Origin of the sequence: Streptomyces sp. NBC_01723 (assembly GCF_036246005.1) — a bacterium.
GTDB lineage: Bacteria > Actinomycetota > Actinomycetes > Streptomycetales > Streptomycetaceae > Streptomyces.
The window spans coordinates 1,192,216-1,217,595 of sequence record NZ_CP109171.1; the positions used below are offsets into that span (position 1 = coordinate 1,192,216).

24 protein-coding genes and 2 pseudogenes are annotated in these 25,380 nt (G+C 74.7%); 10 read left to right on the top strand and 16 right to left on the bottom strand.

Going from position 1 to position 25,380, the window contains the following annotated elements:
• The 5 genes from OIE75_RS05675 to OIE75_RS05695 all read right to left on the bottom strand — a co-directional run bounded on the left by OIE75_RS05675 (nucleotide 1) and on the right by OIE75_RS05695 (nucleotide 5,088).
• Nucleotides 1–1,269, bottom strand: coding sequence for an aspartate aminotransferase family protein (locus OIE75_RS05675; protein WP_307010193.1), 1,269 nt, complete (start codon nucleotides 1,267–1,269; stop codon nucleotides 1–3).
• Complete coding sequence (locus tag OIE75_RS05680) at nucleotides 1,266–2,387, bottom strand: SDR family oxidoreductase (protein ID WP_329469788.1); 1,122 nt, start codon at nucleotides 2,385–2,387, stop codon at nucleotides 1,266–1,268. The genes OIE75_RS05675 and OIE75_RS05680 overlap by 4 nt, the downstream gene beginning before the upstream one ends.
• A 61-nt stretch (nucleotides 2,388–2,448) precedes the next feature.
• Nucleotides 2,449–3,582 carry an acyl-CoA dehydrogenase family protein gene (locus tag OIE75_RS05685; protein ID WP_329469790.1) on the bottom strand — a complete coding sequence of 378 codons (1,134 nt, stop codon included), beginning with the start codon at nucleotides 3,580–3,582 and terminating at the stop codon, nucleotides 2,449–2,451.
• Between the two features lie 44 nt (nucleotides 3,583–3,626).
• Entirely contained in the window at nucleotides 3,627–4,589 is a 963-nt protein-coding gene (locus OIE75_RS05690) for a bifunctional lysylphosphatidylglycerol flippase/synthetase MprF (protein ID WP_329469791.1), read from the bottom strand.
• Nucleotides 4,573–5,088 (bottom strand): hypothetical protein, encoded by a 516-nt coding sequence (locus OIE75_RS05695; RefSeq protein ID WP_329469793.1) that lies wholly within the window; start codon nucleotides 5,086–5,088, stop codon nucleotides 4,573–4,575. The genes OIE75_RS05690 and OIE75_RS05695 overlap by 17 nt, the downstream gene beginning before the upstream one ends.
• A gap of 149 nt (nucleotides 5,089–5,237) precedes the next feature.
• Here OIE75_RS05695 and pdxR point away from each other — a divergent pair, with 149 nt between their 5' ends.
• The 3 genes from pdxR (at nucleotide 5,238) to OIE75_RS05710 (ending at nucleotide 9,876) form a co-directional block, all read left to right on the top strand.
• Nucleotides 5,238–6,638, top strand: a complete 1,401-nt coding sequence (pdxR, locus tag OIE75_RS05700) for a MocR-like pyridoxine biosynthesis transcription factor PdxR (RefSeq protein ID WP_329469795.1) — start codon at nucleotides 5,238–5,240, stop codon at nucleotides 6,636–6,638.
• Between the two features lie 139 nt (nucleotides 6,639–6,777).
• Nucleotides 6,778–8,364 (top strand): alkaline phosphatase D family protein, encoded by a 1,587-nt coding sequence (locus tag OIE75_RS05705; protein WP_329469796.1) that lies wholly within the window; start codon nucleotides 6,778–6,780, stop codon nucleotides 8,362–8,364.
• A gap of 180 nt (nucleotides 8,365–8,544) precedes the next feature.
• A complete protein-coding gene (locus tag OIE75_RS05710; protein ID WP_329469797.1) occupies nucleotides 8,545–9,876 on the top strand; it encodes a GNAT family N-acetyltransferase in 1,332 nt (443 codons plus the stop codon).
• Between the two features lie 38 nt (nucleotides 9,877–9,914).
• Here OIE75_RS05710 and OIE75_RS05715 read toward each other — a convergent pair whose 3' ends face one another.
• Entirely contained in the window at nucleotides 9,915–11,138 is a 1,224-nt protein-coding gene (locus OIE75_RS05715; protein WP_329469798.1) for a trans-sulfuration enzyme family protein, read from the bottom strand.
• A 60-nt stretch (nucleotides 11,139–11,198) separates the two neighbouring features.
• Here OIE75_RS05715 and OIE75_RS05720 point away from each other — a divergent pair, with 60 nt between their 5' ends.
• Nucleotides 11,199–11,690, top strand: coding sequence for an Lrp/AsnC family transcriptional regulator (locus tag OIE75_RS05720; protein WP_122620957.1), 492 nt, complete (start codon nucleotides 11,199–11,201; stop codon nucleotides 11,688–11,690).
• A 78-nt stretch (nucleotides 11,691–11,768) separates the two neighbouring features.
• Nucleotides 11,769–13,457 (top strand): DUF885 domain-containing protein, encoded by a 1,689-nt coding sequence (locus OIE75_RS05725; protein WP_307010211.1) that lies wholly within the window; start codon nucleotides 11,769–11,771, stop codon nucleotides 13,455–13,457.
• Nucleotides 13,458–13,464: 7 nt separating this feature from the next.
• Here the strand turns inward: OIE75_RS05725 and OIE75_RS05730 are convergent, their stop codons facing one another.
• The 3 genes from OIE75_RS05730 to OIE75_RS05740 are packed head-to-tail and all read right to left on the bottom strand — an operon-like array spanning nucleotide 13,465 to nucleotide 15,380.
• A complete protein-coding gene (locus tag OIE75_RS05730) occupies nucleotides 13,465–14,310 on the bottom strand; it encodes an SDR family oxidoreductase (RefSeq protein ID WP_329469800.1) in 846 nt (281 codons plus the stop codon).
• A 53-nt stretch (nucleotides 14,311–14,363) separates the two neighbouring features.
• Nucleotides 14,364–14,882 (bottom strand): immunity 21 family protein, encoded by a 519-nt coding sequence (locus tag OIE75_RS05735; protein WP_329469801.1) that lies wholly within the window; start codon nucleotides 14,880–14,882, stop codon nucleotides 14,364–14,366.
• 21 nt (nucleotides 14,883–14,903) lie between these two features.
• Nucleotides 14,904–15,380 (bottom strand): rhodanese-like domain-containing protein, encoded by a 477-nt coding sequence (locus OIE75_RS05740; RefSeq protein WP_329469802.1) that lies wholly within the window; start codon nucleotides 15,378–15,380, stop codon nucleotides 14,904–14,906.
• Nucleotides 15,381–15,502: 122 nt separating this feature from the next.
• On the opposite strand from OIE75_RS05740, the gene OIE75_RS05745 reads away from it, so the two are divergent.
• The gene (locus OIE75_RS05745; protein WP_329469803.1) at nucleotides 15,503–15,949 is read left to right on the top strand and encodes an Lrp/AsnC family transcriptional regulator; all 447 of its coding nucleotides are present in this window, start codon (nucleotides 15,503–15,505) and stop codon (nucleotides 15,947–15,949) included.
• A gap of 16 nt (nucleotides 15,950–15,965) precedes the next feature.
• Here the strand turns inward: OIE75_RS05745 and OIE75_RS05750 are convergent, their stop codons facing one another.
• The 5 genes from OIE75_RS05750 to OIE75_RS05770 form a co-directional block, all read right to left on the bottom strand.
• On the bottom strand, nucleotides 15,966–18,959 hold the full coding sequence (locus OIE75_RS05750) for an SMC family ATPase (protein WP_329469804.1): 2,994 nt from the start codon (nucleotides 18,957–18,959) through the stop codon (nucleotides 15,966–15,968).
• Nucleotides 18,956–20,119 (bottom strand): exonuclease SbcCD subunit D, encoded by a 1,164-nt coding sequence (locus tag OIE75_RS05755; protein ID WP_329469805.1) that lies wholly within the window; start codon nucleotides 20,117–20,119, stop codon nucleotides 18,956–18,958. Before OIE75_RS05755 ends, OIE75_RS05750 begins: the two co-directional genes overlap by 4 nt.
• A 138-nt stretch (nucleotides 20,120–20,257) precedes the next feature.
• Nucleotides 20,258–20,884, bottom strand: coding sequence for a YigZ family protein (locus tag OIE75_RS05760; protein WP_307010222.1), 627 nt, complete (start codon nucleotides 20,882–20,884; stop codon nucleotides 20,258–20,260).
• Nucleotides 20,885–20,901: 17 nt separating this feature from the next.
• Complete coding sequence (locus OIE75_RS05765; RefSeq protein WP_329469806.1) at nucleotides 20,902–21,444, bottom strand: SixA phosphatase family protein; 543 nt, start codon at nucleotides 21,442–21,444, stop codon at nucleotides 20,902–20,904.
• Entirely contained in the window at nucleotides 21,441–22,148 is a 708-nt protein-coding gene (locus OIE75_RS05770) for a hypothetical protein (RefSeq protein ID WP_329469807.1), read from the bottom strand. The genes OIE75_RS05765 and OIE75_RS05770 overlap by 4 nt, the downstream gene beginning before the upstream one ends.
• Nucleotides 22,149–22,297: 149 nt before the next feature.
• Between OIE75_RS05770 and OIE75_RS05775 the strand changes: the two genes are divergently transcribed.
• The 3 genes and pseudogenes from OIE75_RS05775 to OIE75_RS05785 all read left to right on the top strand — a co-directional run.
• A complete protein-coding gene (locus OIE75_RS05775) occupies nucleotides 22,298–22,705 on the top strand; it encodes a CoA-binding protein (protein ID WP_329469808.1) in 408 nt (135 codons plus the stop codon).
• 173 nt (nucleotides 22,706–22,878) lie between these two features.
• Nucleotides 22,879–23,054, top strand: a pseudogene (locus OIE75_RS05780) (LacI family DNA-binding transcriptional regulator); the annotation flags it as partial.
• Between the two features lie 3 nt (nucleotides 23,055–23,057).
• Nucleotides 23,058–23,303: pseudogene (locus tag OIE75_RS05785) on the top strand (4-hydroxybenzoate 3-monooxygenase); the annotation flags it as partial.
• Between the two features lie 24 nt (nucleotides 23,304–23,327).
• Here OIE75_RS05785 and OIE75_RS05790 read toward each other — a convergent pair.
• Nucleotides 23,328–23,687: an ArsR/SmtB family transcription factor gene (locus tag OIE75_RS05790; RefSeq protein WP_329469809.1), complete on the bottom strand. Its 360-nt coding sequence runs from the start codon at nucleotides 23,685–23,687 to the stop codon at nucleotides 23,328–23,330.
• Between the two features lie 86 nt (nucleotides 23,688–23,773).
• Here OIE75_RS05790 and OIE75_RS05795 point away from each other — a divergent pair, with 86 nt between their 5' ends.
• Entirely contained in the window at nucleotides 23,774–24,808 is a 1,035-nt protein-coding gene (locus tag OIE75_RS05795; protein ID WP_329469810.1) for a cation diffusion facilitator family transporter, read from the top strand.
• 3 nt (nucleotides 24,809–24,811) lie between these two features.
• Here the strand turns inward: OIE75_RS05795 and OIE75_RS05800 are convergent, their stop codons facing one another.
• Nucleotides 24,812–25,369 (bottom strand): YbaK/EbsC family protein, encoded by a 558-nt coding sequence (locus tag OIE75_RS05800; protein ID WP_307010233.1) that lies wholly within the window; start codon nucleotides 25,367–25,369, stop codon nucleotides 24,812–24,814.
• Between the last annotated feature and the right edge of the window lie 11 nt (nucleotides 25,370–25,380).

Below are 25,380 nucleotides of genomic sequence, written 5' to 3' on the forward strand. Positions count from 1 at the left end.
TCAGCCGGCCATGCGGCCGGCGGTGCGGTGCAGGGCCTCGGCGAGGGTGGTGCGGAACAGGTCGAGCGCACCGTCCTCGACCACGGCGGGCGGTGTCAGCCGCAGCACCCGGGTGGAGTTGAGGGAGTGGTTGACGAGCACGCCGCGGGCGATCAGCTCCAGCAGCATCTCGCCGACCGCCTGTTCCTCGGCGAACTCGATGCCGATCAGCAGCCCCCTGCCGCGCACCTCGCGGACCAGTCCGCCCTCGTAGGGCGCGCAGACGGCCCGCACGGCTTCGAGGATGCGGGCGCCGAGCGCGGCCGCGCGGGCCACGGTGTTCTCGTCCTCCATCGCCCGTACGGTGGCCAGGGCGGCGGCGCAGGCGATCGGCGAGGCGCCGAAGGTGGAGGTGTGCAGGTAGGGGTCGCGGCTGAAGGGCGCGTACGCCTCCTCGGTGGCGGCCATCGCGGCGATCGGTACGACACCACCGCTGAGCCCCTTGCCGGCCAGCAGCACGTCGGGGCGCACGTCCTCGGCGTCGACGCCCCACCAGGTGCCGAGCCGCCCCATGCCGGTCTGGATCTCGTCGACGACCATCAGGGCGCCGTACGTCCGGCACAGCGCCCGCACCTGACGGAGGTAGCCGGGGCGGGGGATGCGGACACCGCCCTCGCCCTGGACGGGCTCCACGATGACGCAGGCCCGGTCGCGGCGGGCGGACAGCGCCTGTTCGAGGTCGGCGGGATCGTCGTAGTCGACCTCGGTGACGTCCGGCAGCAGGGGCCGGAACGGTGTCTGGTAGGTGGCGTTGGCGGTGACGCTGAGCGCGCCGAGGGTCTTGCCGTGGAAGCCCCGGCGGGTGGTGATCACCGAGGTGCGGCCCTGGGCGCGGGCCAGTTTCAGGGCGGCCTCGGTGGCCTCGGCACCGGAGTTGACGAAGTGGACGTAGTCGAGGCCGGGCGGGGTGTGGGCGGCGAGAGCCTGGGCGGCCCGGGCGGCGACCGGTTCGAGGAAGACGCGGCTGGCCAGCGGATGGGTGTCGATCTGCCGGTGCACCGCCTCGACGACGGCCGGGTGCCGGTGGCCGAGGAGGAACACGCCGTAGCCGCCGAAGTCCAGGAAGCGGCGGCCGTCGTCGGCGTGGATCCAGACTCCCTCGGAACGGACCTCGGCCATGCCGCCCATGACCCGGCCCATGACGGCGCGGCCGGTACCGATGTGCTTCAGGTAGAGGTCGACCACGTCGGTCGCGTCGGCGGGCGGGGCGGAGGGGGGTGACATCGTCATGACGCCACCTCCGCCGGGGCGGCCGTGGCGGCCCGGTGCCTGCTGAACAGGGCGGACCGGTCCTCGGCCCAGCTCTCCGCGTTGCGTACCAGCGCGGCCCGGATGCCGGCGCGGGTCAGACGGGTGCCGCAGTGCGGTTCGCCGAGGGAGGTGTCGAAGGGCAGTTCGCGCTGGAAGACCAGCAGCAGTTCCGCGTAGTGCTCCAGCCGGCGGCGGACCGAGGCGGGCAGCGCGGTGCCCTCCAGCATGGGCAGCAGCAGCCGGTGCACCGCCTCGACGGGGATCAGCCGGGGGCGCTGGGGGCGGGGCAGGCCGTGGCGTACGGCGACGTCGGCGCAGACGTCGGCGAACTCCCGCAGTTCGATGGCCTCCCTGCCCGCCGTCAGCCAGTACTCGCCGCCGCCGACCCCGCCCCGGACCAGGCTGCCGACGGCCCGTGCGACGTAGTCCTGGGGCACCATGTCGATCCGGGCGTCGGGTGCTCCGGGGAGCACCGGCACCTGCCCGAGGACCATCGACCCGATCGTCTTGGTCAGACCCTGCTGGCCTGCGATCCGTCCGGTCGCGGAGTCGCCCATGACGACCGAGGGCCGCACGATGACGCCCGGCACGCCGGCCTCGCGGGTCATCTGCTCGGCCCGGCTCTTGGAGTCGAGGTAGGCGGCGGCGCCGGGGAAGCGCCTGCGGTCCTCGTCGGTGGGGGTGTTGGCCACGAACGCGGTGCTCATGAGGTACAGCGGGGCGTCGGCGCGGGCCGCGAGGTCGAGCACGTTGTCGGCGCCGCGCACGTTGGTGCGCGTGATGTCCTCCGGCGGGGTGCGCCAGTTGGTCTCGGCGGCGGAGTGCAGCACCACGTCGACCTCGAGGGCCAGTTCGTGCCAGGCCCGGGGGCTCAGTCCGAGCCGGGGGGCGACGAGGTCGCCCTGGATTTCGCGCACCCGCGGGTCGCGCAGCGGTGTGGTGCGGCGCAGGCACAGCAGGTCGTAGTCGGGTGCCAGTTCGTCGATCAGGGCCCGCCCGAGCACTCCGGAGCCGCCGGTCAGCAGCAGGGTGGGGCGGTCGCGCGGTCCCGTACGGCCGGCGGGCAGGACGGTGAGACGCGGGTTGTCCGAGGGCATGAGTGTGTTCTCCCAACGGGTCTCGGCCACCGGTGGGCCGGTGGGGCGGGGTGGGTCGGGTTCAGGCGATGGCCAGCGGGCCGTCGGCCAGGTACGCGCCGAGCGGTGCGGACATCCGGGAGCGGGACGGCGGATGCAGGGAGAGTCCGTTGGCGCAGGCGGCCAGGTGGCCCACCTCGTCGGACGTCATGAAGTTCAGCCCGCCGAGCAGTTCGACCGCGCGCGGGACGATGCGGGCGAGGGCGTCCTGGACGCCGTACCGCACGCACAGGGCCTGGGCGAGGGCGGACTCGTCGAGGTCGCCGCCGTCGACGCGGCGGGCGACGCCCTCGGCGGCGGCCATGGCGGCCTCGGTCTCGACGAAGAGCCGTACCCGCTCGTGGTCGGGGACGCGTTCGTTGAGCAGCACGCGCTCCACCAGGGCGCTCGCGGCGCCGAGGTAGCTGCCCGTCATCAGGACCTGGAACCAGATCAGGCCGGCGGTCTGGAGTTCGTCGAGGCGCTCGCCGGAGGCGGTCGCGGTGCGCAGGACGAGTTCCGGCGGGACGAGGACGTCGGTGAGCGTGACCTGGTCGCTCTCGGCGCCGGCCAGGAAGGTGCTGGACCAGAAGCCGCTGACGCTCAGGCCCTCGCTGTCGGCGGGGACCAGGGCGACGGCGAGTTCGTCGCCCTGTCCGTCCTCGCGCGGGATCACGACGCCGGCGGTGAGCACGTCCATGGAACGGGCGAGGCTGCACGGGCGTTTGACGCCGTTGATCCGGATACCGTCCGCGGTCGCGGTGGCGGTCATCGAGGGATCCAGGATGCCGGCACCGCTGCGGCCCTCGGCGAAGCCGGAGGCGATGATGCGGTTGCCGGCGGCCACTCCCTCGATCAGCATCCACTCCAGGCCGTCACCGAGGCCGCCGAGGCCGACCAGGGTGGCCATGGAGAAGTGGTGCATGGTGGTGGCGACGGCCAGCGAGGGTGAGCGGCTGCCGATGGCCCGCTGCACCCGCAGCGCGTCCAGTGCGGTGGCGCCGCGCCCCTGGTGGGACTCCGGGACGAGCAGTCCGGGCCCGCCGCTGTCCCGGAAGTGCCGGACGCCCTGGCTGCCCGGCCGCTCCAGTTCCATCAGCGGGGTCTCGCGCAGGGCGGGGTCCAGGTCGGGGAGCAGCTTGGCGAGGGTGGTGCGTTCGCGTTCGAGGAATCTCATGGGGTGTGCGGTCCTCCTGGGTGAGGCGGTGGCGGCGGTGTGGATCACACGGCGTTGGTGGCGCGCAGCAGTTGCCAGACCGCGCCGGGGCGGGGCCTGCCGCGGAAGGCGATGTACTCCGGGAGGACCGCGTGCGGGGCCCATTTCTGCTTGTACTCGAGCTGGGAGGCGGCCGGGTAGACGGCGCCGCCGTGCTCCGCCAGGAGGTGGGCGAACCGGGTGAACAGAGCGCTTGCGCAGGGGAGTTCGTGCTCCGGGTCGAGTCCCGTGAAGGGAGTGAACCCGAAGTGCAGCCAGCCCGCGCCCTCGGCGGTCAGCTGTTCCATCACGGTCGCGTTGAGCGCCTCCATCACGCCGGGCGGCGCGCCGGGGCTGCGTCGGCTGAGGTCGTGGAGCATGCCGGGGCGGCTGCCGTAGACCGGCGAGTAGTTGATGTAGCCGACCGCCTCGCCGTCGATGCGGCCGACGAAGAGGCGGCGGTGGCGCTGGAGGCCCCCGGTCCGCTGGCCGACCAGGAAGCGCAGTTCCTTGACGTGCCGGCCCTTCTCCCGCAGCCAGCACTGGTCGATGTGGTCCAGCTCGGCGCAGTCGTCGCCGTCCCGGACCTCGACGACCTCCAGGCCGGCCCGCCGGGCGCGGGAGATCTTGTTCCGCAGCCGGACGAACCGCGAGCCGCGCAGCGTGAAGCGGCCGAGGTCGACGGCGTAGGAGGCGCCGATCTGGTTGACGGTGAACCCGTGCGCCGCGTACAGCTCGGCGTCCGCGCGTTGCAGTTGTACGGCGACCAGGCGGCGTCCGGTGTGGGCGGCGAAGGCGTCCAGGAGCCGCGCGCGGTGTTCGGGCGCCGTGAAGGGGCCGCCGAATTGCAGGGTGTAGCGGCCGCAGGTCCGATAGGCGCAGGCGCCCTCGAACCGGTCGTCGTGGAAGTACGAGTTGCCGCTGTTGAGGGCGAGAAAGGAACTGGGGTTGTCGCTGTGGGCGGCGAGGGTGTCAAGCACGGACGGCATCGGTGTCCTCCGTGTCGTTCGTGGAAGTGCGCGCCGTACCGAATTCGCCGGAATCCACCGACGACCGGTACCGCTGCTCGAACATCAGGAATGCCGGTGTGGTTTCCGGTTCGAAGGCGACCCCGAAGGGTTTGAGGGAGTTACCGAACAGCGCCCGGTCGCCCATGAGATGGATCGGGAGGGCGAGCAGCGCCCATTCCGGCCGGACGAACAGTGCCCATGCCCCGGCCAGGACACCCGCCGTGACCAGGCTGTGCATCAGGTTGTAGGCAACGTAGCAGCCCCGCGGAACGCGTCGGTCCGGGCTGCGCCGGAAGGCGATCGCGCCGGGGAGATATCCGATGACGTCGATCACCGCGAACAGCAGGATGAAGACGGTCCAGCGGATTTCCGTGTGGTGCTGGAAGGCGAGCACGAGCGAAACGGTGAGAAAGCTCAGCCATTCGAGTCGGGAAAGGGCGAAGGTGACCTTGGTCTCGAAGCGGTTCTTGGCGTCCACGGGCGCTCCTGGATTGCGCGTACGATTCCGGGGCCGGCAGCGGGCCTGCCCCCTCGCTGTGGTCTGTCACTCGGTTTACGCACCGGTGGGTCCAACCCCTCGTAAAGTGGAGGCGATTGGAGAGAACTGATACGCGGGGGACTGATCGCATGACGTCGGCCTGGGAGCTGCTGCTGCCCGCCGCCTCGGCGCCGGCACGCGCGCGTGGCCGCGCCCTCCAGGCCGCGTTGCGGGACGCGGTCCGCTCGGGCCGGCTCGCCCCGGGCACCCGGCTGCCGTCGAGCCGGGACCTCGCGGCCGACCTCGGGGTGTCGCGGAAGCTGGTGACGGACGCGTACGAGCAGCTGACGGCCGAGGGCTATCTGCGCAGCGGGCGGGGTGCGGGGACCTGGGTGGGCGACGCGGTGCGGGCGGCCCGCCCGCGCGCGCGTGACCTCGCCCCGCGCTCCCCCGGTCACCGCGCGGACTTCGTGGCGGGGACGCCCGACCTGTCGCTCTTCCCGCGTTCGGCGTGGGCCGCCGCGCAGCGCGGGGTGCTGTCGGAGCTGCCGCACGAGGCTCTGGGCTATCCCGACCCGCGCGGCCTGCCCCGGCTGCGCGCCGCGCTGGCCGAGCTGCTGGCGCGGCGCCGGGGCGTGGTGGCGGACCCGGAGCGGATCGTGGTCGTGTCCGGGGTGGCGCAGGCGACGGCACTGCTCGCGGGGGTGCTGCACGCGCGCGGGACTCGCACCGCCGGTGTCGAGGATCCCGGCAGCCCGCAGCACTGCGACCTGTACGCGTCGGCGGGCGTCGCCACCGTGCCGCTGCCGCTGGACGCGGAGGGGCTGGCCGTCGGCGCGCTGCGCGGCTCGGGCGTACGGGTCGTGGTGACTACGCCGGCCCACCAGTTCCCCACCGGGATCGCCTACTCGGCGCGGCGGCGCGGCGAACTCCTCGACTGGGCTCGGTCCGTGGACGGTCTGGTCCTGGAGGACGACTACGACGGCGACTTCCGCTACGACCGCGCCCCGGTGGGCGCGCTCCAGGGTCTCGATCCGGAACGCGTCGCCTATACCGGCTCGGTCAGCAAGTCCCTCGCCCCGGGTCTGCGGCTGGGGTGGCTGCTGGTGCCCGAGTGGCTGGCGGAGGAGGTGGTGGCACGCAAGCGCACCACCGATCTGGGGCACCCGACGCTGGACCAGGCGGTCTTCGCCCGGTTCGTCGAGCGCGGCGACTACGACCGCCAGCTGCGCGTCTGCCAGCGCGCCTACCGCGAGCGGCGCGACGCGCTGGTGGCGGCGCTGGCGGAGCACTTCCCCGGCTCGGAGGTCACCGGCGTCGCCGCCGGTCTGCACGCGATCGCCGCGCTCCCCGAGCGGTACGGGCCCACCGAGCGCTTCCTCGCCCGGGTGACGGAGGCGGGAGTGGCGGTGCGCTCCCTGGCGGAGTACGGGCACGGGGTGGACAGTGGGGCGGCGGGGCGGAAGGAGGTGCGGCTGGTGCTGGGATACGCGCATCTGACGCCGGGGCGGATCCGGGCGGGGGTGCGGGCGATGGCGGCGGCCGCCTGACCGGCCGCCTCGCGGGTCGGGGCGGCGGGTTGTTCACGCGGAGTTTCCGTGCGCGCCGCGCCGGACCAGTAGGCCTTGCCGTGCACACCGGCCACGCACCCGGCCGGATCCCTGCCCAGGAGTCCTTGGAGGCGCGTCCATGTCACACCGTCCGTTGCCCGGCCGCCGCAGTGTGCTGCGCGGCTCGCTCGCCGCGTCGGCGGCCCTGACCCTGCCCACCTCGCTCGGGGCGGCGCCGGCGTTCGCCCGTTCCGGGCGTCCCGGGGCGGGCTGGGGTGTGCAGACGGGGGACGTGACCTCCCACTCCGGCCTGGTGTGGGTGCGGTCCGACCGCCCGGCGCGGATGATCGTCGAGACGTCCGCGACCGAGTCGTTCCGCCGCCCGCACCGGTGGCACGGTCCGCTGCTCGGCGGGGGCACCGACTTCACCGGCACCACCCGGCTGCATGGCCTGCCGCCCGGCGAGCAGATCCACTACCGCGTCCTCCTCGCCGACCCCGACGACCCGCGCCGCACCGGCGAGCCGGTGACCGGCACCTTCCGCACCGTGCCGGTCCGCCGGCGCGACGGTGTGCGGTTCGTGTGGTCCGGCGACCTCGCGGGACAGGGCTGGGGCATCAACCCGGACCTGGGCGGCTACCGCATCTACGACGCCATGGGCGCCCTGGACCCGGACTTCTTCCTGTGCAGCGGCGACAACATCTACGCCGACGGGCCCATCGCGGAGACCGCCGCCCTGCCCGACGGCCGCACCTGGCGGAACGTCACGACCGAGGAGAAGTCCAAGGTCGCCGAGACCCTCGCCGAGTTCCGCGGCAACTTCCGCTACAACCTGCTCGACGAGAACCTGCGGCGCTTCAACGCGCGGGTCCCGTCGGTCGTCCAGTGGGACGACCACGAGGTCCGCAACAACTGGTACCCGGGACAGGTGATCGCGGACACGGACGACCGGTACACCGAGAAGAGCGTGGACGTGCTGGCCGCCCGGGCCCGGCGGGCCTTCGGCGAGTACTTCCCCCTCTCCACCCTGCGTCCCGGCGCGCGCGAGGGCCGCGTCCACCGGGTGCTGCGCCAGGGCCCGCTGCTCGACGTGTTCGTGCTGGACATGCGGACGTACCGCAACGCCAACTCCCCCGGCGGGCAGCGCGTGGACCCGCAGGGCATCCTCGGCCGCGAGCAGCTGGAGTGGCTCAAGCGGGAGCTGTCGCGATCGCGTGCGGTGTGGAAGGTGATCGCCGCCGACATGCCGATCGGCCTGGTCGTGCCCGACGCCACCGAGGGCGCGCCCAACATCGAGGCGATCGCGCAGGGCGACCCCGGCGCGCCGCTGGGGCGGGAGCTGCAGATCGCCGAGCTGCTGCGGTTCGTCAAGCACCGGCGGATCACCGGCACGGTGTGGCTGACGGCCGACGTGCACCACACGTCCGCCCAGCACTACCAGCCCTCGCGAGCCGCGTTCTCCGACTTCGAGCCGTTCTGGGAGTTCGTGTCCGGACCGCTGAACTCGGGTGCTTTCCCGGCCAGTTCACTCGACGGCACCTTCGGTCCTGAGCGGGTGTTCGTGAAGGCGCCAACCGCCTCCAACGTCTCGCCCGCGGAGGGCTACCAGTTCTTCGGCGAGGTCGACATCGACGGCGACAGTGCCGAGATGACGGTGCGTCTGCGCGAGCAGGACGGCACGGTGCTGTACACGAAGGTGCTGCGGCCGGGGCGGGTGGGGCAGTAGTCCCGTAGCCTGTGGGGTGTACCGCGCACCGGCGTCATCCCCCGGTGCGCGGTCGGTGACGGTGGCGCGGAATTCCGCCAACTCCCCCCAAATGCACCAGAAGCCTTCTTTACCCATCGGTCACAGTGCGTTCGCGATCGGGCAACACCGCTCCTTCACAGTGGGTGCATGAGTCGAGACATGTCTGAAGTGACGGACGCCGTGGCGCGCGTGGCCGAGCACGGTCCGGCGGTGCCCCTGATGCTGCTGGCCTCGGTGGCCGCCCTGATCGCCACGGCGGGGTTCCACACCCGTTGGTCACGCCGCCACGGGCAGGCGCCGCCCGCGGACGATACCGGCGCCCGGCCACCGACCGACGGGCGGCGGGCCGGGCGTGCCGAGGAGGACGGCGGGCCCGCGCGGCCGGCCGGTGCCGAGGAGAGCGCGCTGTGGCGGATGCGGACGACGGTGCGGGACGCGCCGGGTTCGCTGGCGGTGCTGTGCGCGGCCCTGGCCGACCGGCGGATCGACATCCTGAGCCTCCAGACGCACCCGCTGGCCCAGGGCACGGTCGACGAGTTCCTGCTCCGCGCCCCGGCCGGACTGACCGGGTCCGAGCTGGCCGACGTGGTGACGACGGCGGGCGGCGACCACACCTGGACGGAGCGGGCGGACGCGCACGACCTGGTGGACGCGCCGACGCGGGTGCTGGCCCTGGCCGCCCGGACGGCCCTGGACGCCGCGGAACTCCCGCTGGCGCTGCGCCAGTTGCTGGGCCGGTGCACCATCCGGTCGCTGCCCGCGGCCGTCGGCGGCGCCGGGAACGACGTACCGCCGGAGGGCGCGCTGGAGGACACCGTGCTGCGGCTGCGCGCCCCGGAGGGCGGGGTGATCAGCGTGGAACGGCCGTATCTGCCCTTCACCCCCGCGGAGTTCGCCCGGGCACGGGCGCTGGTCGAGCTGGACGCGCGGCTCGGTCCGCGGGTACCGCGCGGCCGGGACTCGCTGACGCTGCCCGAAGGGCGCGACATCACCGTCCGCCGCGCCGACACCCGGGACGTCGCGGCCGCGACGGCGATGCACGAGCGGTGCTCGCCGCGCACCCTCGGGATGCGGTACCACGGTCCGGTCGGGGACGCCGACCGGTACATGAACCACCTGCTCAGCCCGCGCTTCGGCCGCACCCTCGCCGTGCAGACCGCCTCGGGGCGGATCGTGGGCCTCGGTCATCTGCTGTGGGACGGGGACGAGACGGAGGTCGCGCTGCTCGTCGAGGACGCGTGGCAGCGCCGGGGCATCGGCGGCGAACTCCTCGGCCGGCTCGTGGCGATGGCGACCGAGGCGGGCTGCGCGAGCGTGTACGCGGTCACCCAGGCCTCCAACACCGGCATGGTCGCCGCGATGCGCGGCCTGGGCCTCCCCCTCGACTACCAGATCGAGGAGGGCACCCTGGTCGTCACCGCCCGTCTGAACCCGGCCCCCCGGACGGCCACCGCGCCGGTGCCGCACGGGGAGCGGATCGGCGGGGAGTAGGCGGGCGACCGGCGCCCCCGGCCCCGCCCCGCCGGTCTCTACTCGGCCCCCGCCAACGCCTCCCGCAGGGGGATCGCGCCGGGCGCCCGCTCCCCCAGCGCGCCGTCCAGGTCGGCCCACAGGTCCTCGACGTCCTCCAGGCCCACCGAGAGCCGCAGCAGCCGGTCGCCGACCCCGGCGCCCCGCCGGTCGTCGGCGTCCACGATGCGGTGGCTGATGGACGCCGGGTGCTGGATGAGCGTGTCGACGCTGCCGAGGCTCACCGCCGGGGTGATCAGGCGGACGCGGCCGATGACCTCGTGCGGGTCGCCGTGGACCTCGAAGGAGACCATCGCGCCGCCGATGCGCGGATAGTGGACGCGGGCCACCCGCGGGTCGGCGGCGAGCCGGGCGACCAGCTCCGCGGCGTTGGCGGAGGCGGCCCGCACCCGCACCGGCAGGGTGGACAGGCCCCGCAGCAGCAGATAGCCGGCCAGCGGGTGCAGCACCCCGCCGGTGGCGAAGCGCACCTGCCGCAGCCGCCCGGCGAACTCCTCGTCGCAGGCGACCACGCCGGCCAGCACGTCACCGTGCCCGCCGAGGTACTTGGTGGCGCTGTGCAGCACCAGCCGGGCCCCGTGTTCGGCGGGGCGCTGGAGCACCGGTGTGGCGAAGGTGTTGTCCACGAGCAGCGGCACCGATCCGCAGGCGTGGGCCACGGCCCGCAGGTCGACCTCGGCCAGCGTGGGGTTGGCCGGCGACTCGACCAGCACCAGGCCGGTGTCCGGGCGCAGCGCGTCCGCGACGCCCGCCGGGTCGGTCCAGGTGACCTCGGACCCCAGCAGCCCGGCGGTCAGCAGGTGGTCGCTGCACCCGTACAGGGGCCGTACGGCCACGACGTGCCGCAGCCCCATCGAGCCGCGGACCAGCAGGACGGCGCTCAGCGCGGCCATGCCGCTGGCGAAGGCGACCGCGGACTCGGTCCCCTCCAGCTTGGCCAGCGCCGTCTCGAAGCGGGCGACGGTGGGGTTGCCGAGCCGCCCGTAGACCGGCGGGCCGTCGGGTTCGGCGCCGGTGGCGGCGAAGGCGTCGATCCGGGCGGCCTCGCCGCGGCTGTCGTACGACGGGTAGGTCGTGGACAGGTCGATGGGCGGGGCGTGCAGTCCCCGGCCGGCGAGGTCGTCGCGGCCGGCGTGCACGGCCTCGGTGGCCAGTGCCCTGCTCGTGGCGGCGGTGATGCGTACGTCGTCGGGTGGTGACGTGGGCGTGCGCGCAGAGTCCATGGGTCGAAGAATGAACACCGACCGGGTCGGCATGGTGTCCGACCGTGTTACGTTCGGCCCATGGCCGACTCCGTCGTACTGGATCCGGTGGATCTCCATCTGCTGCGGCTGCTGCAGAACGACGCCCGGACCACTTACCGCGATCTCGCCGCCCAGGTGGGCGTCGCCCCGTCGACCTGCCTGGACCGGGTGACCCGGCTGCGGCGGGCCGGAGTGATCCTCGGCCACCGGCTCGAACTGGACCCCGCCAAGCTGGGCCGGGGTCTCCAGGCGCTGCTCTCGGTGCAGGTGCGCCCGCACCGGCGGGAGCTGGTCGGCCCCTTCGTGGAGCGGATCAGGGCGCTGCCGGAGTCGCGCACGGTCTTCCACCTCACCGGCCCGGACGACTACCTCGTCCATGTCGCGGTGGCGGACATGACGGACCTCCAGCGGCTGGTGCTGGACGGCTTCACCTCCCGGCCGGAGGTGGCCCGGGTCGAGACGCGGCTGATCTTCCAGCAGTGGGAGTGCGGCCCGCTGCTGCCACCCTCCCCGCCGACGGCCACGCCCTGAGCGAAATCCGGCCGCGCACGGCTGCGGGCCCGGTTCACCGGGCTGACGCGGCACCGGTATCCGTATGAGGATGTCCGCATGTCAGAGACCAAGAGCCCGCTGCCCCGCGAGGTCGCCGACGCCTACGTCGACGACCTCATCGCCCTCGACCCGGTCACCGGTACCTATCTCGGCGTCGCCGAGAGCTCGAGCCTCCTGCCCGACTTCTCGCCCGCGGGGCAGGAGGCCCTCGCGGAGCTGGCCAGGACCACCCTGGCCCGGCTGGACGAGGCGGAGCGCCGGCCCGGCGGGGACAGCGACGTGGAGCGGCGCTGCGCCCGGCTGCTGCGCGAGCGCCTCACGGCGGAACTGGCCGTGCACGAGGCCGACGAGGGCCTGCGCTCGGTCGGCAACATGGGCACCGCCGCCCACTCGGTGCGCGAGGTCTTCACCATCACGCCGACGCAGACCGAGGAGGACTGGGCCCGCGTCGCCGAGCGGCTGCGCGCGGTACCGGCGGCGTTCGCGGGCTACCGCGCGTCGCTGGCCCTGGGCCTGGAGCGGAAGCTGTACGCGGGGCCGCGGCCGACCGCGACCTTCGTCGAGCAGCTCGGCGAGTGGGCGGACACCGGCGAGGGGCGCGGCTGGTTCGAGGACTTCGCCGCCGACGGGCCGGACGCGCTGCGCGCGGAGCTGGACGAGGCCGCGCGGGGCGCGACGGCGTCGGTGGTGGAGCTGCGGGACTGGATGCGCGACGTGTACGCCCCGGCGGTCGAGGGCGCCCCCGACACGGTGGGCCGGGAGCGCTACGCCCGCTGGTCGCGCTACTACAACGGCACCGACCTGGACCTGGACGAGGCGTACGCGTACGGCTGGGCCGAGTACCACCGGCTGCTCGCCGAGATGAAGGCGGAGGCCGAGAAGATCCTCCCCGGGGCCGGGACGCCGTGGGTGGCGCTGGCCCACCTGGACGAGCACGGCAAGCACATCGAGGGCGTCGACGAGGTCCGCGACTGGCTGCAGGGCCTGATGGACCAGGCGATCGAGCAGCTGGACGGCACGCACTTCGAACTCGCCGAGCGGGTGCGGCGGGTGGAGTCGCGGATCGCCCCGCCGGGCAGCGCGGCGGCCCCGTACTACACGTCGCCGTCGGAGGACTTCTCCCGTCCCGGCCGCACCTGGCTGCCGACGATGGGCCAGACCCGCTTCCCGGTGTACGACCTGGTGTCGACCTGGTACCACGAGGGCGTTCCGGGCCACCACCTCCAGCTGGCCCAGTGGACGCACGTCGCGGCGGACCTCTCCCGCTACCAGGCCTCCGTGGGCATGGTCAGCGCCAACGCCGAGGGCTGGGCGCTGTACGCGGAGCGGCTGATGGACGAGCTGGGCTTCCTCACCGACGCGGAGCAGCGCCTCGGGTACCTGGACGCGCAGATGATGCGGGCCGCCCGGGTCATCGTGGACATCGGCATGCACCTGGAGCTGGAGATCCCGGCGGACTCGCCGTTCCACCCGGGCGAGCGCTGGACGCCGAAGCTGGCGCAGGAGTTCTTCGGCGCGCACAGCAGCCGACCGGCGGACTTCGTGGAGAGCGAGCTGACCCGCTATCTGACGATCCCGGGCCAGGCGATCGGCTACAAGCTCGGGGAGCGGGCGTGGCTGCTGGGCAGGGAGAAGGCCCGCGAGCGGCACGGCGACGCCTTCGACCCGAAGGCGTGGCACATGGCGGCCCTCTCCCAGGGCTCGCTGGGCCTGGACGACCTGGTGGACGAGCTGTCCCGGCTCTGACGGGCGGTCACCGGCGGAAGCCTCCCTCCGAGTCGACGACCTGACCGGTGACCCACTCCGCCTCGTCCGTGGCAAGCCACGCGATGAGGCGGGCCGGGTCGTCGGGCATGCCCCAGCGTCCGCCGGGGAAGCACGCGGCGACGGCCTCGTAGGCGTCGCCGGTCAGGTAACCGGTGTCCACGGGACCGGGGTTGACCGCGTTCACCGTGACGGCGTGCTCGGCGAGGGTCGTCGCCAGGGAGCGGGTGACGGACGCCAGCGCGCCCTTCTGGAGCGCGTAGGCGATCTCGCCCGGCATGCCGCCGGCGATGTCCTGGCCGGAGGTCATCATCACGACGCGTCCGCCCGGGGTCCGGGGCGGCAGTGCGGCGCGGTGCCGGGCGTACGCCTGGACCAGCAGCAGTACCGAGCGGGTGTCGACCTGCCAGTGCGCGTCGAGCATCGCGGCGTCGATCGTGTGCAGGGTGCCGTCGGAGCCGCTGAGGGCGTGATTGGCGACCAGGACGTCCAGTCGCCCGCCGAGCTCCTCGGCGGCGGTGGCGACGAGGCGGGCGGGCGCGTCCGGGGCGGAGAGGTCGGCGGGGCCCTCGTGCACGGCGGCGTCCGGGTCCCCCAGGGCGGCGCGGACGGAGGCGGTGACGTCCTCGACGCGGTCGGCGCCCCAGGGCATGGCGGCGTCGTGCGGGACGTGGTGGTGCAGGTAGACGCTCGCGCCGTGGGCGGCGAGCCGGCGGGCCACGGCGTGGCCGATGCCGCCGCGCCGGCTGGCACCGGTGACGAGGGCGGTACGGCCGCGCAGGGGCAGCGGGTCGCGGCGCAGCTCTTCGGGGGTGGGGTGCGGAAGTGGAGGCATGGGCACCCATGATGGGCGGGCCGCGGCGGCCCCGCACGTCAATATCGCGGCGGCTACCGGTCGGCGAGCCGCCGCAGCTGGACCAGGCTCAGCCATGTCTCCGCGCCCGGGCGAGCCTCGGCCGCGCGCACCGCGTACCGGCCGGGGTCGAGCGCGACCCGCACGCGCCCCGCACGCTCCGAAGCGGCGCCGGGCCAGGCGGCGTCGAACAGGAGCACCGGTCCCGGCACGCGCCAGGCCACCTCGGGCTCCCACTCGGCCGTGTGGAGGGCGGCGGGCACCCCGGCCAGCACCTCGTCCTCGGAGTCGGCGGCGCACCAGCGGACGAAGGTCCCGTGCTCGGGCAGATAGGCGGTCGAGGCGGGTTCGTCGCCGAGCACCAGGGCGGTGGAGTCGCCGACCGGGAGGAGTCCGACGTAGCCGTCGACCTCGCAGGCCCGGTCGTAGTCGGAGTCCGCGTCCTCGCCGTCGGCACCGGTCCAGAACGGCAGGACCGTCTCCGGAACCGCTATGAGCGGGCCCCCGCCCGACTCGACCCACTCCACCGCGCCCGGCTCCGCGTATCGCACCATGCGGCAGAACCTACACGCCGGTCAGCAGCCGCAGTCGTCCGCGTCCACCGGGACGGTGAGGGGGTCGGCGGCAGGGTGTTCGGTGCCCCGCCGGGTCTCGTAGGCGAAGCCCTCGCGCACCCAGTACTCGAAGCCGCCGCGCATCTCCTTGACGGGGTAGCCGAGTTCGGCGAGGGCGAGGGCCGCGCGGGTGGCGCCGTCGCAGGCGGGTCCCCAGCAGTACGTGACCACCGGTACGGCGGGGTCGAGGAGGTGCCCGGCCTGTTCGGCGACGTGCGCGGTGGGCAGATGGACGGCGCCGGGTACGTGGCCCTGGTCCCAGGACTCGGTGGACCGGCAGTCCACCAGTGTGAATCCGGGGCCGCCGTCGGCCGCCATCGCGGCGGCGACGTCGGAGACGTCGGTGTGGAAGGCGAGGCTCGCCCGGAAGTACGCGGCGGCCTCGGCGGGCGGCGCGGGGGCGACGCGCAGGACGGGGTTGACGGTGGTGACGCTCATGGTCCGGCCTCTCCTCGATGGATCTTCCGGTTCAGAAATCTACGGTCGGCAACCATCAACCTGAACGGCGATTCCCCGGCCTTTCGTTTGTCGTGCCGGGGATTCCCTGCTATCCATCCCCCATGGCCGAGTATTCCCCGGACGCCACCGACTGGCTCATCCTCGACGCGCTGCAGCGCAACGGGCGGGCCGGTTTCGCCGAGCTGGCCCGTGCCGTGTCGATGTCCGCGAGCGCGGTGACCGAGCGGGTGCGGCGGCTGGAGGAGGCCGGGATCATCCAGGGGTACGCGGCGGTCGTCGACCCCGAGCGGCTGGGGCTGCCGATCCTGGCGTTCGTGCGGCTGCGCTATCCGGTCGCCAACTACAAGCCGTTCCACGACCTGGTCGCGGTCATGCCCGAGATCCTGGAGGCGCACCACGTCACGGGCGACGACTGCTTCGTCATCAAGGTGGCGGCCCGTTCGATGCGGCACCTGGAGGAGGTGTCCGGCCGGATCAGCGCCCTGGGCTCGGTCACGACGAGCGTCGTGTACTCCTCGCCGCTCCCCCGCCGCCCCCTGGGCCGCTGAGGCCCGCCGGGGCCGGTCAGCCGGTGCCCCGTTGGCGCAGCGCGGACCCCGACCGTCCCTTCACGACCTCCAGTTGGGCGTGGACCCGGCGCCGCAGGTCGGCCACGTGGCTGACGATGCCGACGCTGCGGTCCCGTTCGCGCAGGGAGTCGAGGACGTCGAGGACCTCGTCGAGGGTCTGGTCGTCGAGGCTGCCGAAGCCCTCGTCGATGAAGAGGGTGTCCAGGCGGACGCCGCCGGCCTCGTCCGTGACGACGTCGGCGAGGCCGAGCGCGAGGGCCAGCGAGGCGAAGAACGTCTCGCCGCCGGAGAGCGTGGCCGTGTCGCGCTCCCGGCCGGTCCAGGCGTCGACGACGTGCAGACCGAGGCCGCTGCGGCCGCGGCCGGTGCGGTCGTCGGAGTGGACCAGGGTGTAGCGGCCGGCGGACATGCGGGTGAGCCGCGCGGTCGCGGCCGCGGCGACCTGTTCGAGGCGGGCGGCCAGGACGTAGGACTCCAGGCGCATCCGGCGGTCGTTGTCCGCGGAGGTGCCCGCGGCGAGGCCGGCCAGCCGGGCGACGCGGGTGTGCTCCTCGCGCAGCGGGGCGAGCCGGTGCACCGAGTCGGTGGCCCGCGCGGAGAGCCGGTCCAGCTCGGCGCAGCGCCGGGCGGCGGCGTCGTGGGCGGAGGACGCCTCGCGCAGGCGCCGGCCCGCGTCGGCGGCGGCGCGTTCGGCCGCGGCGGGGTCGGCCTGCGGGCGGCGGGCCGCGTCGGCGGTGTCGGGCTCGGCGAGGACCGCGCGGACGGCGGTCTCCTCCGCGTCCCGGGCGTCGAGCCGGTGCTGCAGCTCGCGGTGGGCGTCGTCGTCGAGCAGCGCGGCGGCGGCGTCCGCCGGGGTGTCGAAGCCGGCCCGGAAGGCGGCGTCGGCGAGGCGCGCGTCGGCGTCCTTGAGCCGCTGGGCGGCCTCCTCCGCGGCGCGGGCGGTGTCGGCGGCGTCGGTGAGCAGGGCGGCCCGGTGCTCCAGTTGGGCGGCTCGTGCCGCGACGCTCCCGGCGGTGCCGCGGGCCCGGGTCAGCTCCTGCTCCAGCGCGGCCCGCTCACTCTCCAGCCGCTCGCGGCCCGCGACCCGGGAGGCGGACCGTACGGCGGCCTGCTGCTGGGCGGCGACGCGCTGCTCGCGTTCGTCCCCCGCGCGGCGCAGCTCCTCCTGCGCCGCGTGCAGCCGGGAACCGGCCGCGCGCATCCGCTCGTACTCGCGCTCCAGCTCCTCGGCCTCCTCGGCCAGCCGGGCGGTGGGCGCGTCCCCGGCCTCGGCCGTCGCGGCGGCCAGCGCCTCGCGTACGGTGCCCAGGCGCCGTTCGGCGTCCGCGCGGCGCTCGTCGGCCTGCTGGTAGGCGGTCAGGGCCCGCTCCTCCGCCGCGCGGTCGACGTGGCCGTCGATCCGGCGGGCGGGGGCGGGGTGTTCGGTGGCGCCGCAGACCGCGCAGGGCGCTCCGTCGGTGAGGCCGGCCGCGAGTTCGGCGGCGATGCCGCTCAGCCGCTGCTCCTTGAGGTCGAGCCAGTGGGCGCGGGCCGCGACGGCCTCCTCGGCCGAGGCGAGTGCCCGGCGCTGGGCCTCGTCGGTGTCGGCGGCGAACTGGTCACGCTGCCGGGCCGCGGTCAGCCGCCGCCGCGCGGGGTCGCGTTGCACGGCGAGCTGTTCGGCGCGGGTCGCGGCCTCCTGGGCGTCGTCGACGCGTGCCTGGAGGCCGGTGCGGGTGGCCTCCCAGTCGGCGAGCCAGGTCTCCGCCTCGTGCCGGACGTCGTCGTCGGCGCGTTCCTGACGGTCCAGTACGTCCCGCTCCTCGACCAGTTCGGCGAGGCGCCGCTCGGCCCGGCGGGCCGACTCCAGGCCGCCCAGTTCCTCGGCGGCCCGGCGGGCGGCGGCGGCCAGTCCGGCGGCACCGGCGTCGGCGAGGGCCGCCGGCAACTGGGCACGCGCGCGTGCCTCCGCGGCCGCCGCCCGCCCGTGGTCGGCGTCCGCGGCGTCCCGCAGCTCCAGTGCGGGTGCGACCGCCTCGGCCTTGCGGGACCGCTCCATGCGCCGCTGCGCGGCCTGGTGGGCCTCGGTGCGCTCCGCCAGCCGCTCGGCCCGCTCCCGCGCCTGGGCGAACCGGCGCTGCAAGCGGTCCAGTTCGCGTGCGTCGGCGAGGGCGCGGTCGGCGGCGGCGTGTGCGGACTCGGCGGTGGTGAGGCGGCAGTCGGCGACGGTCAGCAGTTCGCGGGCCGTGGAGCGGGCGACGGCGGCGGCGCCGAGGACGGTCTCGGCCAGGCCCGGCTCGCCCGGTGCCAGTTCCGGCAGTTCCATGGCGTCGCCGGCCGCCTGCTGCATCCGGTGGGCGTCGGCCAGGAGCGCGGCGTCGCCGTCCCGGACCCGGGCCTCGGTCGTCCGGCGCCGTTCGGCGAGGCGCTGCTCGACCTCGGCGAAGCGCCGGGTGTCGAAGAGGCGGCCGAGCAGCTTGCCGCGGGCCTCCGCGTCGGCGCGCAGGAAGCGCGCGAAATCGCCCTGGGGCAACAGCACGACCTGGCAGAACTGCTCGCGGCTCATGCCGAGCAGTTGCGTGACCTCCTCGCCGATCTCCTGGTGGGAGCGGCTCAGGTCCTTCCAGGCCCCGGCGGTCGCGTCGTACTCGCGCAGCCAGGTCTGGGCCTTGTCGACGGTGGTGCCCTTGCCGCGCAGCTTCGGCCGCTGCCACGGCGGCTGCCGGGTGATCTCGAGGCGCCGTCCGGCGACGGTGAGTTCGAGCCGGACCTCGGTGCGGGTGCCGGTCGCCGCGTGGTCGCTGCGCAGGGTCATGCCCTGGCCGCTCTGCCGGGCTCCGGGCACGGAGCCGTACAGCGCGTAGCAGACGGCGTCGAGGACGGACGTCTTGCCCGCGCCGGTGGGACCGTGCAGCAGGAAGATGCCGGCCCCGGACAGGTCGTCGAAGTCGACGCTCTGCTCGCCGCCGAAGGGGCCGAAGGCGGTGAGGTCCAGCCGGTGCAGCCTCACCGGGCCACCTCCCGCACGGTCTGGTCGGCGCGCACCGCGTCGAAGGCGTCCCGCAGTACGGCCTGTTCGTGGTCGTCGGGTCCGGCGCCGCGCACATGGGCCACGAAGTCCTCGGCGATCTGCTGGTCGCTGCGGTCGGCGAGGCGCCGGGCGTAGGACACGCCGGGTCCGTCGGGGGCGCGCTCGGGGTCGAAGACGAGGCTGAGGGTGTGCGGGAAGCGCTCCGTGAGCCGGGCCATGGGATCGTCCGGGCGGACCGGGTCGGTGAGGGTCGCCTCCACCCACGCCTCTTCGTGCGGGGTCAGCCCGGGGTCGGCGAGCAGGTCGTCCAGCGTGCCGCGGAGCCGGGCCAGCGCGCGCGGCACCGGGCAGTCGACTCGCTCGGCGGTGACGGTCCCGGCCGCGTCCAGGTCGACGAGCCACACGGTCTTGCGGTGCCGGTGCTCGGAGAAGGAGTACGGCAGCGGGGAGCCGGAGTAGCGGACGCGCTCGCCGATGGTCTGGCAGCCGTGCAGGTGGCCGAGTGCCACGTAGTCGACGCCGTCGAAGACACCGGAGGGGACGGCGGCGACCCCGCCGACGGTGATGTCCCGCTCGCTGTCGCTCTGCTCGCCGCCGGTGACGAAGGCGTGCGCGAGGACGACGGAACGGGTGCCCGTCGCGCGCGTGGCGAGGTCGGCCCGCACCCGGTCCATGGCGGCCGCGAGCACCGCCTCGTGACCCGCCTTCTCCACTCCGAACTCCGCCTTCACCAGGGCCGGTTCGAGGTACGGCAGGCCGTAGAAGGCGACGTCCCCGTGGGCGTCCGGCAGCACCACCGGGGTGCCGCAGCCGGCCGGGTCGGTGCGCAGGTGGATGCCCGCGCGGTCGATGAGTCCGGCACCGACGCCGAGGCGGCGGGCCGAGTCGTGGTTTCCGGAGATCATCACGGTGGGCACGCCGAGCCCGGCGAGACGGTGCAGGGCGTCGTCGAACAGCTCGACGGCGGCGAGCGGCGGCACCGCGCGGTCGTACACGTCCCCCGACACGACCACGACGTCGACGGCGTGCTCGCGCACGGTCGTGACGAGGTGGCCGATGAACGCCTCCTGGGCGTCGAGCATGTTCACCCGGTGGAACGCACGGCCGAGATGCCAGTCGGAAGTGTGCAGAATTCTCACAGAATCGCCCCGACCCGCATGTTTGCCCTCACTCCGCCCCATACCCGGCGCGACTCCCGCCACCGGCATCCACCACGCTAACGCCCGCCGGCCCCTGATCCACCACGAACCTCAGTCGTTCGTCGGTCGCCACCGCCGTCACGCGTCCCCGTACGCCTCCCCGCCCAGTTCGAACCCGGCCGACCCGGCGGTGGCGTTCGCGAGCCAGGAGCGGAAGGTCTCCACCTCGGTCTCGGGCAGGCCGACCTCGATGGTGACCGCCTCGGCGTAGCGCACGTCGCGCACCGCGTGGCCCGCAGCGCGCAGGTCGTTCTGGAGCCGCCCGGCCCGCTGGTGGTCGACGGTCACCGTGGCCAGCCGGAACCGGCGCCGGGTGAGGGTGCCGAGGTCGTCCAGCGCCTCGCCGACCGCGCCGCCGTAGGCGCGGATGAGTCCGCCCGCGCCGAGCTTGACGCCGCCGTAGTAGCGCGTGACGACGGCGACGACGTACCGCATGTCGCGGCGCAGCAGCATCTGGAGCATCGGGACGCCGGCCGTGCCGCCGGGCTCGCCGTCGTCGCTCGCCTTCTGGACGGCGGCGTCGGCGCCGATGACGTACGCCCAGCAGTTGTGACTGGCGTCGGCGTGCTCCTTGCGTACGCCCGCGACGAACGCCTGGGCCTCCTCCTCGGTGGCGGCGGGGGCGAGGGCGCACAGGAAGCGGGAGCGGTTGATCTCGGTCTCGTGCACACCCGCGCGGGCGACCGTGCGGTACTCGTCCTGCATGCGGCCAGCCTATGCGCTCACTTCCGCCCGCCCCTCGGCACCGTCATCGCGGTGAGCAGGGCCGCTCCGGGGGCGAGCGCCCGCCAGGTGGCGCCGTGCCAGTCCAGTACGGCCACCGCCGACGTGGGGTACTTGGCCCGGGCCCGGTCCAGCGCGTCGTCGAGGGCGTCGCCGGCCAGGGTGCCGATGAGGTCCTCCAGGCCGGGGTTGTGGCCCACCAGGAGCAGCGTCTCGACGTCGGCGGGGGCCTCGCGCACGACGTCCAGCAGCTCCGGTACGCCTGCGGCGTACAGGCGCGGGTCGTGGCGCACCGGCGGGGGCGTGCCCCACTGCGCGGAGGCCAGTTCCCAGGTCTGCCGGGCGCGCAGGGCGGTGGAGCACAGGGCGAGGCCGGGCAGCCAGTCGTGCTCCGCGAGGGCGCGTCCGGCCGCGGGGGCGTCGCGCAGTCCGCGCCGGGCGAGCGGGCGGTCGTGGTCGGCGACGCCCTCGGGGCGGACCGACTTGGCGTGCCGCAGGACCACCAGGCGGCGGAGCGGGCCGGAGCCGGGGCGCGCGATCACTCGGGGGCTCCGAGGTCGCGGGTGAGGTGGAGGCCGAGGAAACGGTCGGCGTAGGCGCAGATCTCGAAGCGGGCTCCGTCCGGCAGGTCCGGGTCGGTCTCCACGCCGCGCAGGACCCGCAGCACCCCGGGCGCGTCCAGGTCGTCCTCCCAGGCGGCCCGCAACCGGTCGCGCACCTCGGCCGGTACCGGGCGGGAAGGCTGCCGCGCCCAGGCGGCGACCGCGCTCCGCCGGCGCGCGAGGGTGTCGCGGGCCTCGTCCAGGGCGGTCGCGTCCAGCTCCACGCTCGCGTGGTGGTGCCGTTCCAGCAGGGCGAGACGCACGGCGTCCGGGTCGGCGAGGTCGAGTCCGGCCGGGTGCACGGGGGCGACGGCGATCGTGAGGCCGTCCGGGACGGTTCCGCCCGTGCGCCGGACGTGCACGGTCTGGCCGGTGTCCGGTCCGGCGCCGACGTCCTCGAAGGGCCGGATACCCAGGGCCGCCGCCCGCTCCCGCAGCCCGCGGGGCTCCCGCGCGGCGGTCAGCAGTGCCCATGCGGGCGTGCCGGCGAGTTCCAGGGCACGGACCAGGAGGTCGGCGACGAGCAGCACACGCAGCGTCGTCGCGTCTCCCTCCGGCGCGTGCGCCACGACCCGCGTCGGGGCCCGCCGGGCGGGGGCGGCGGGGGCGGGTTCTCCGGTCCGGGCGTCGATGATGCGCAGCACGGGGTGAGCGTAGGCGGGGTGACGCGGTGACGCACGGGGGGCGCGCGCGCCGCTGCGGCGCCGAGCGGGGAATCTCGGCTCCCCGCGCTCCGTTGACCAGACCGGGAGACGCGACACGCGGGTCGCCCAGGAGCCGAAGGAGGCCGCCGGTGTACGGCGACGAGGCAGCAGTCCGCAAGATCCTCACCGAGCTGGGAGACACCTGGGCCGTGGTGGGCCTCTCGTCCAACCGGCAGCGCGCGGCGTACGGCGTCGCCGAGGTGCTTCAGCGCTTCGGCAAGCGCGTCGTGCCCGTGCACCCCAAGGCGGAGACGGTCCACGGCGAGCAGGGGTACGCCTCGCTCGCCGACATCCCCTTCGACGTGGACGTCGTCGACGTCTTCGTCAACGGCGACCTGGCCGGCCCGGTCGCCGACGAGGCGGTCGCGAAGGGCGCCGGGGCGGTCTGGTTCCAGCTCGGCGTGATCGACGAGGCGGCGTACGAACGGACCCGGTCCGCGGGTCTGGAGATGGTCATGGACCGCTGCCCGGCCATCGAGATTCCCCGACTGGGCTGACGCCGGGATCACCGGGCCTCCGCCCGGAAGGCCAGGTCGCCGCCGAGCCCGCCGCTCTGCTCCGCCGGGCGCCGGCGCGCTCCGCGCGGGCAGCCGTCGCCCGGTACGCGTGGTCCGGCGGACGGCTCACGCCTTCCGCGGCAACGGTGAACTGCGCTGCATCGGAGACCGAGTTGGCTGAACGGCTGATCGGGCAACGCCCCACACTTGAGGATGTGGCGCGGCGGGCGGGGTGTCGAAGTCCACGGTGCCGCGGGTGATCAACGGCGAGCCGAGGGTGCGGGCCGCGGTCGCCGAACGCGTTCGGGAAGCGGTGGCGGAGCTCGGCTACGTACCGAACCAGGCGGCTCCGTTCGTGCCCGGCGACGGGCTGGCGGCCCACTTCACGAAGGGCGACGACACTGGGCTGTCCGGGTACGCGGAGGCGTGCCTCGCCCGGGCCTGGGACTGCCAGGAGTTCTCCCAGTGGCTGTCGGAGGCGTACCACGGCACGGCGTCGGGCGACCCGTACCGCGCGGGTGCCGCGCCGGCGAGGCTCCGCCGCCTGTTCGACTCGCCGGTCGCGGCGAGGGACTTCGCCGAGCGCTACCTGGGCGTGCGGACCGGCAGCCGAGGCTGCCGGTCAGTCGTGCAGCGGCCGGTCGCCGAGCCGGTGGTCGGCGACGTTCAGCGCCTCGTCCACCAGGCGGCGCAGATGCCCGTCCCGCAGCGCGTACACGACCCGGCGCCCCTCCTTGCGGGTGCTCACCAGCCCCGCGAGCCGCAGCCGGGCCAGATGCTGGCTGACCGCGGGCCGGGCCGCGTCGCACGCCTCGGTGAGGGTGGTGACGTCGGCCTCGCCGTCGGTCAGGGCGTGCAGCAGGGTCAGGCGGGTGCGGTCGCCGAGCAGGGCGAGGAGTTCGGCGGCGAGCGCGAACTGCTCCTCGCCCGGTGTGCGCGGGTGCGCGTCGTCCGCATCTGACAGGTGCATGCGTGCGCTCATACGCACATAATGGCGCCGTGGGCGTCATGCGTCCACCCACCGCACCGGACCACCCGGACCACCCGGACCACCGGAAGGGGCATCCCGTGAGCGACCCGCACCGGCATCACCCCCACGACGGCCACCGTCCCCCCGCGGGCCGATGGCACCGTCTCACCCACCGGCTGACCCCGCACTCCCACGAGAGCGCCGCCAAGGTGGACTCCGCCCTGGAGTCCTCCGCCCGCGGGCTGCGCGCGCTGTGGGTGTCGCTGGCGGTGCTGGGCGCCACGGCGCTCGTCCAGGCGGTCGTGGTGGCGGTCTCCGGGTCGGTGGCGCTGCTCGGCGACACGGTGCACAACACCGCCGACGCGCTGACCGCCGTACCGCTCGGCATCGCCTTCGTCCTGGGCCGCCGCGCGGCGACCCGGCGCTTCACCTACGGCTACGGGCGGGCGGAGGACCTGGCCGGCATCGTGATCGTCCTGACGATCGCCGCGTCCGCGGTCCTCGCGGGGTGGACGGCGGTGGACCGGCTCCTCGACCCCCGCCCGGTCACGCACGTCCCGGCGGTCGCGGCGGCCGCGCTGGCCGGTTTCGCGGGCAACGAGTGGGTGGCCCGGTACCGGATCCGGGTGGGCCGGGAGATCGGCTCGGCGGCGCTGGTCGCCGACGGGCTGCACGCGCGGACGGACGGCTACACGTCACTGGCCGTGCTGCTGGGCGCCGGCGGCGCCGCACTGGGGTGGCGGCTCGCCGACCCGTTGGTGGGGCTGGCGATCACGGCCGCGATCACGCTGGTCCTGCGGGACGCGGCGCGCGAGGTGTTCCGGCGGCTGATGGACGCCGTCGATCCGGCGCTGGTGGACCGGGCGGAACAGGTGCTGCGCGAGGTACCCGGCGTGCGCGGGGTGGGTGAGCTGCGGTTGCGCTGGGTCGGGCACCGGCTGCGCGCCGAGGTCGCCCTGGTCGTCGACGGCGAGGCGACCGTCCGCCGCGCCCACGCCATCGCCGTCGAGGCCGAGCACGCCCTGTTGCACGCCGTGCCGCGGCTGACCGCCGCACTGGTCCACGCCGACCCGGCACCGGTGCCGGGCGAGGAAGACCCGCATCTGGCGCTGGCCCACCACGCACCGGGGTGACGGTCAGGCGACGCCCAGCCCCTCCAGGACGACGGCGCCCGGCAGTTCGGCGAACGCCTTGCCGGGCACCAGCAGCTTGCCGCGCCGGCGCCCGCTGCCGACGAGGACGTAGGGCAGGTCGACGACGGCCGAGTCCACCAGCAGGGGCCAGTCGCCGGGCAGTCCGACCGGGGTGATGCCGCCGTACTCCATGCCGGTCTCACCGGTCGCGGTCTCCATCGGGGCGAAGGACGCCTTGCGCGCGCCGAGGTGACGGCGGACGACGCCGTTGACGTCGACGCGGGTGGTGGAGAGGACCAGGCAGGCGGCGAGCGTGTTGCCGCCGGCCCGCTTGCCGGTGACCACCACGCAGTTCGCGGAGCGTTCGAGCAGGTCACGGCCGTAGTGCTCGACGAAGGTGGCGGTGTCGGCCCATTCCGGGTCGGTGTCGACGTAGACGATCTGCTCGGCGGGGACGCCGCCGCGCCAGTGTCGTACGGCGTCGGCGACCGGGCGGGTCAGCTCGTCGAGGCAGTCCGGTGCGGGCGTGGCGCTGTCGAAGTTCCCGATGGGTGCGTGCATGGCCGCACGCT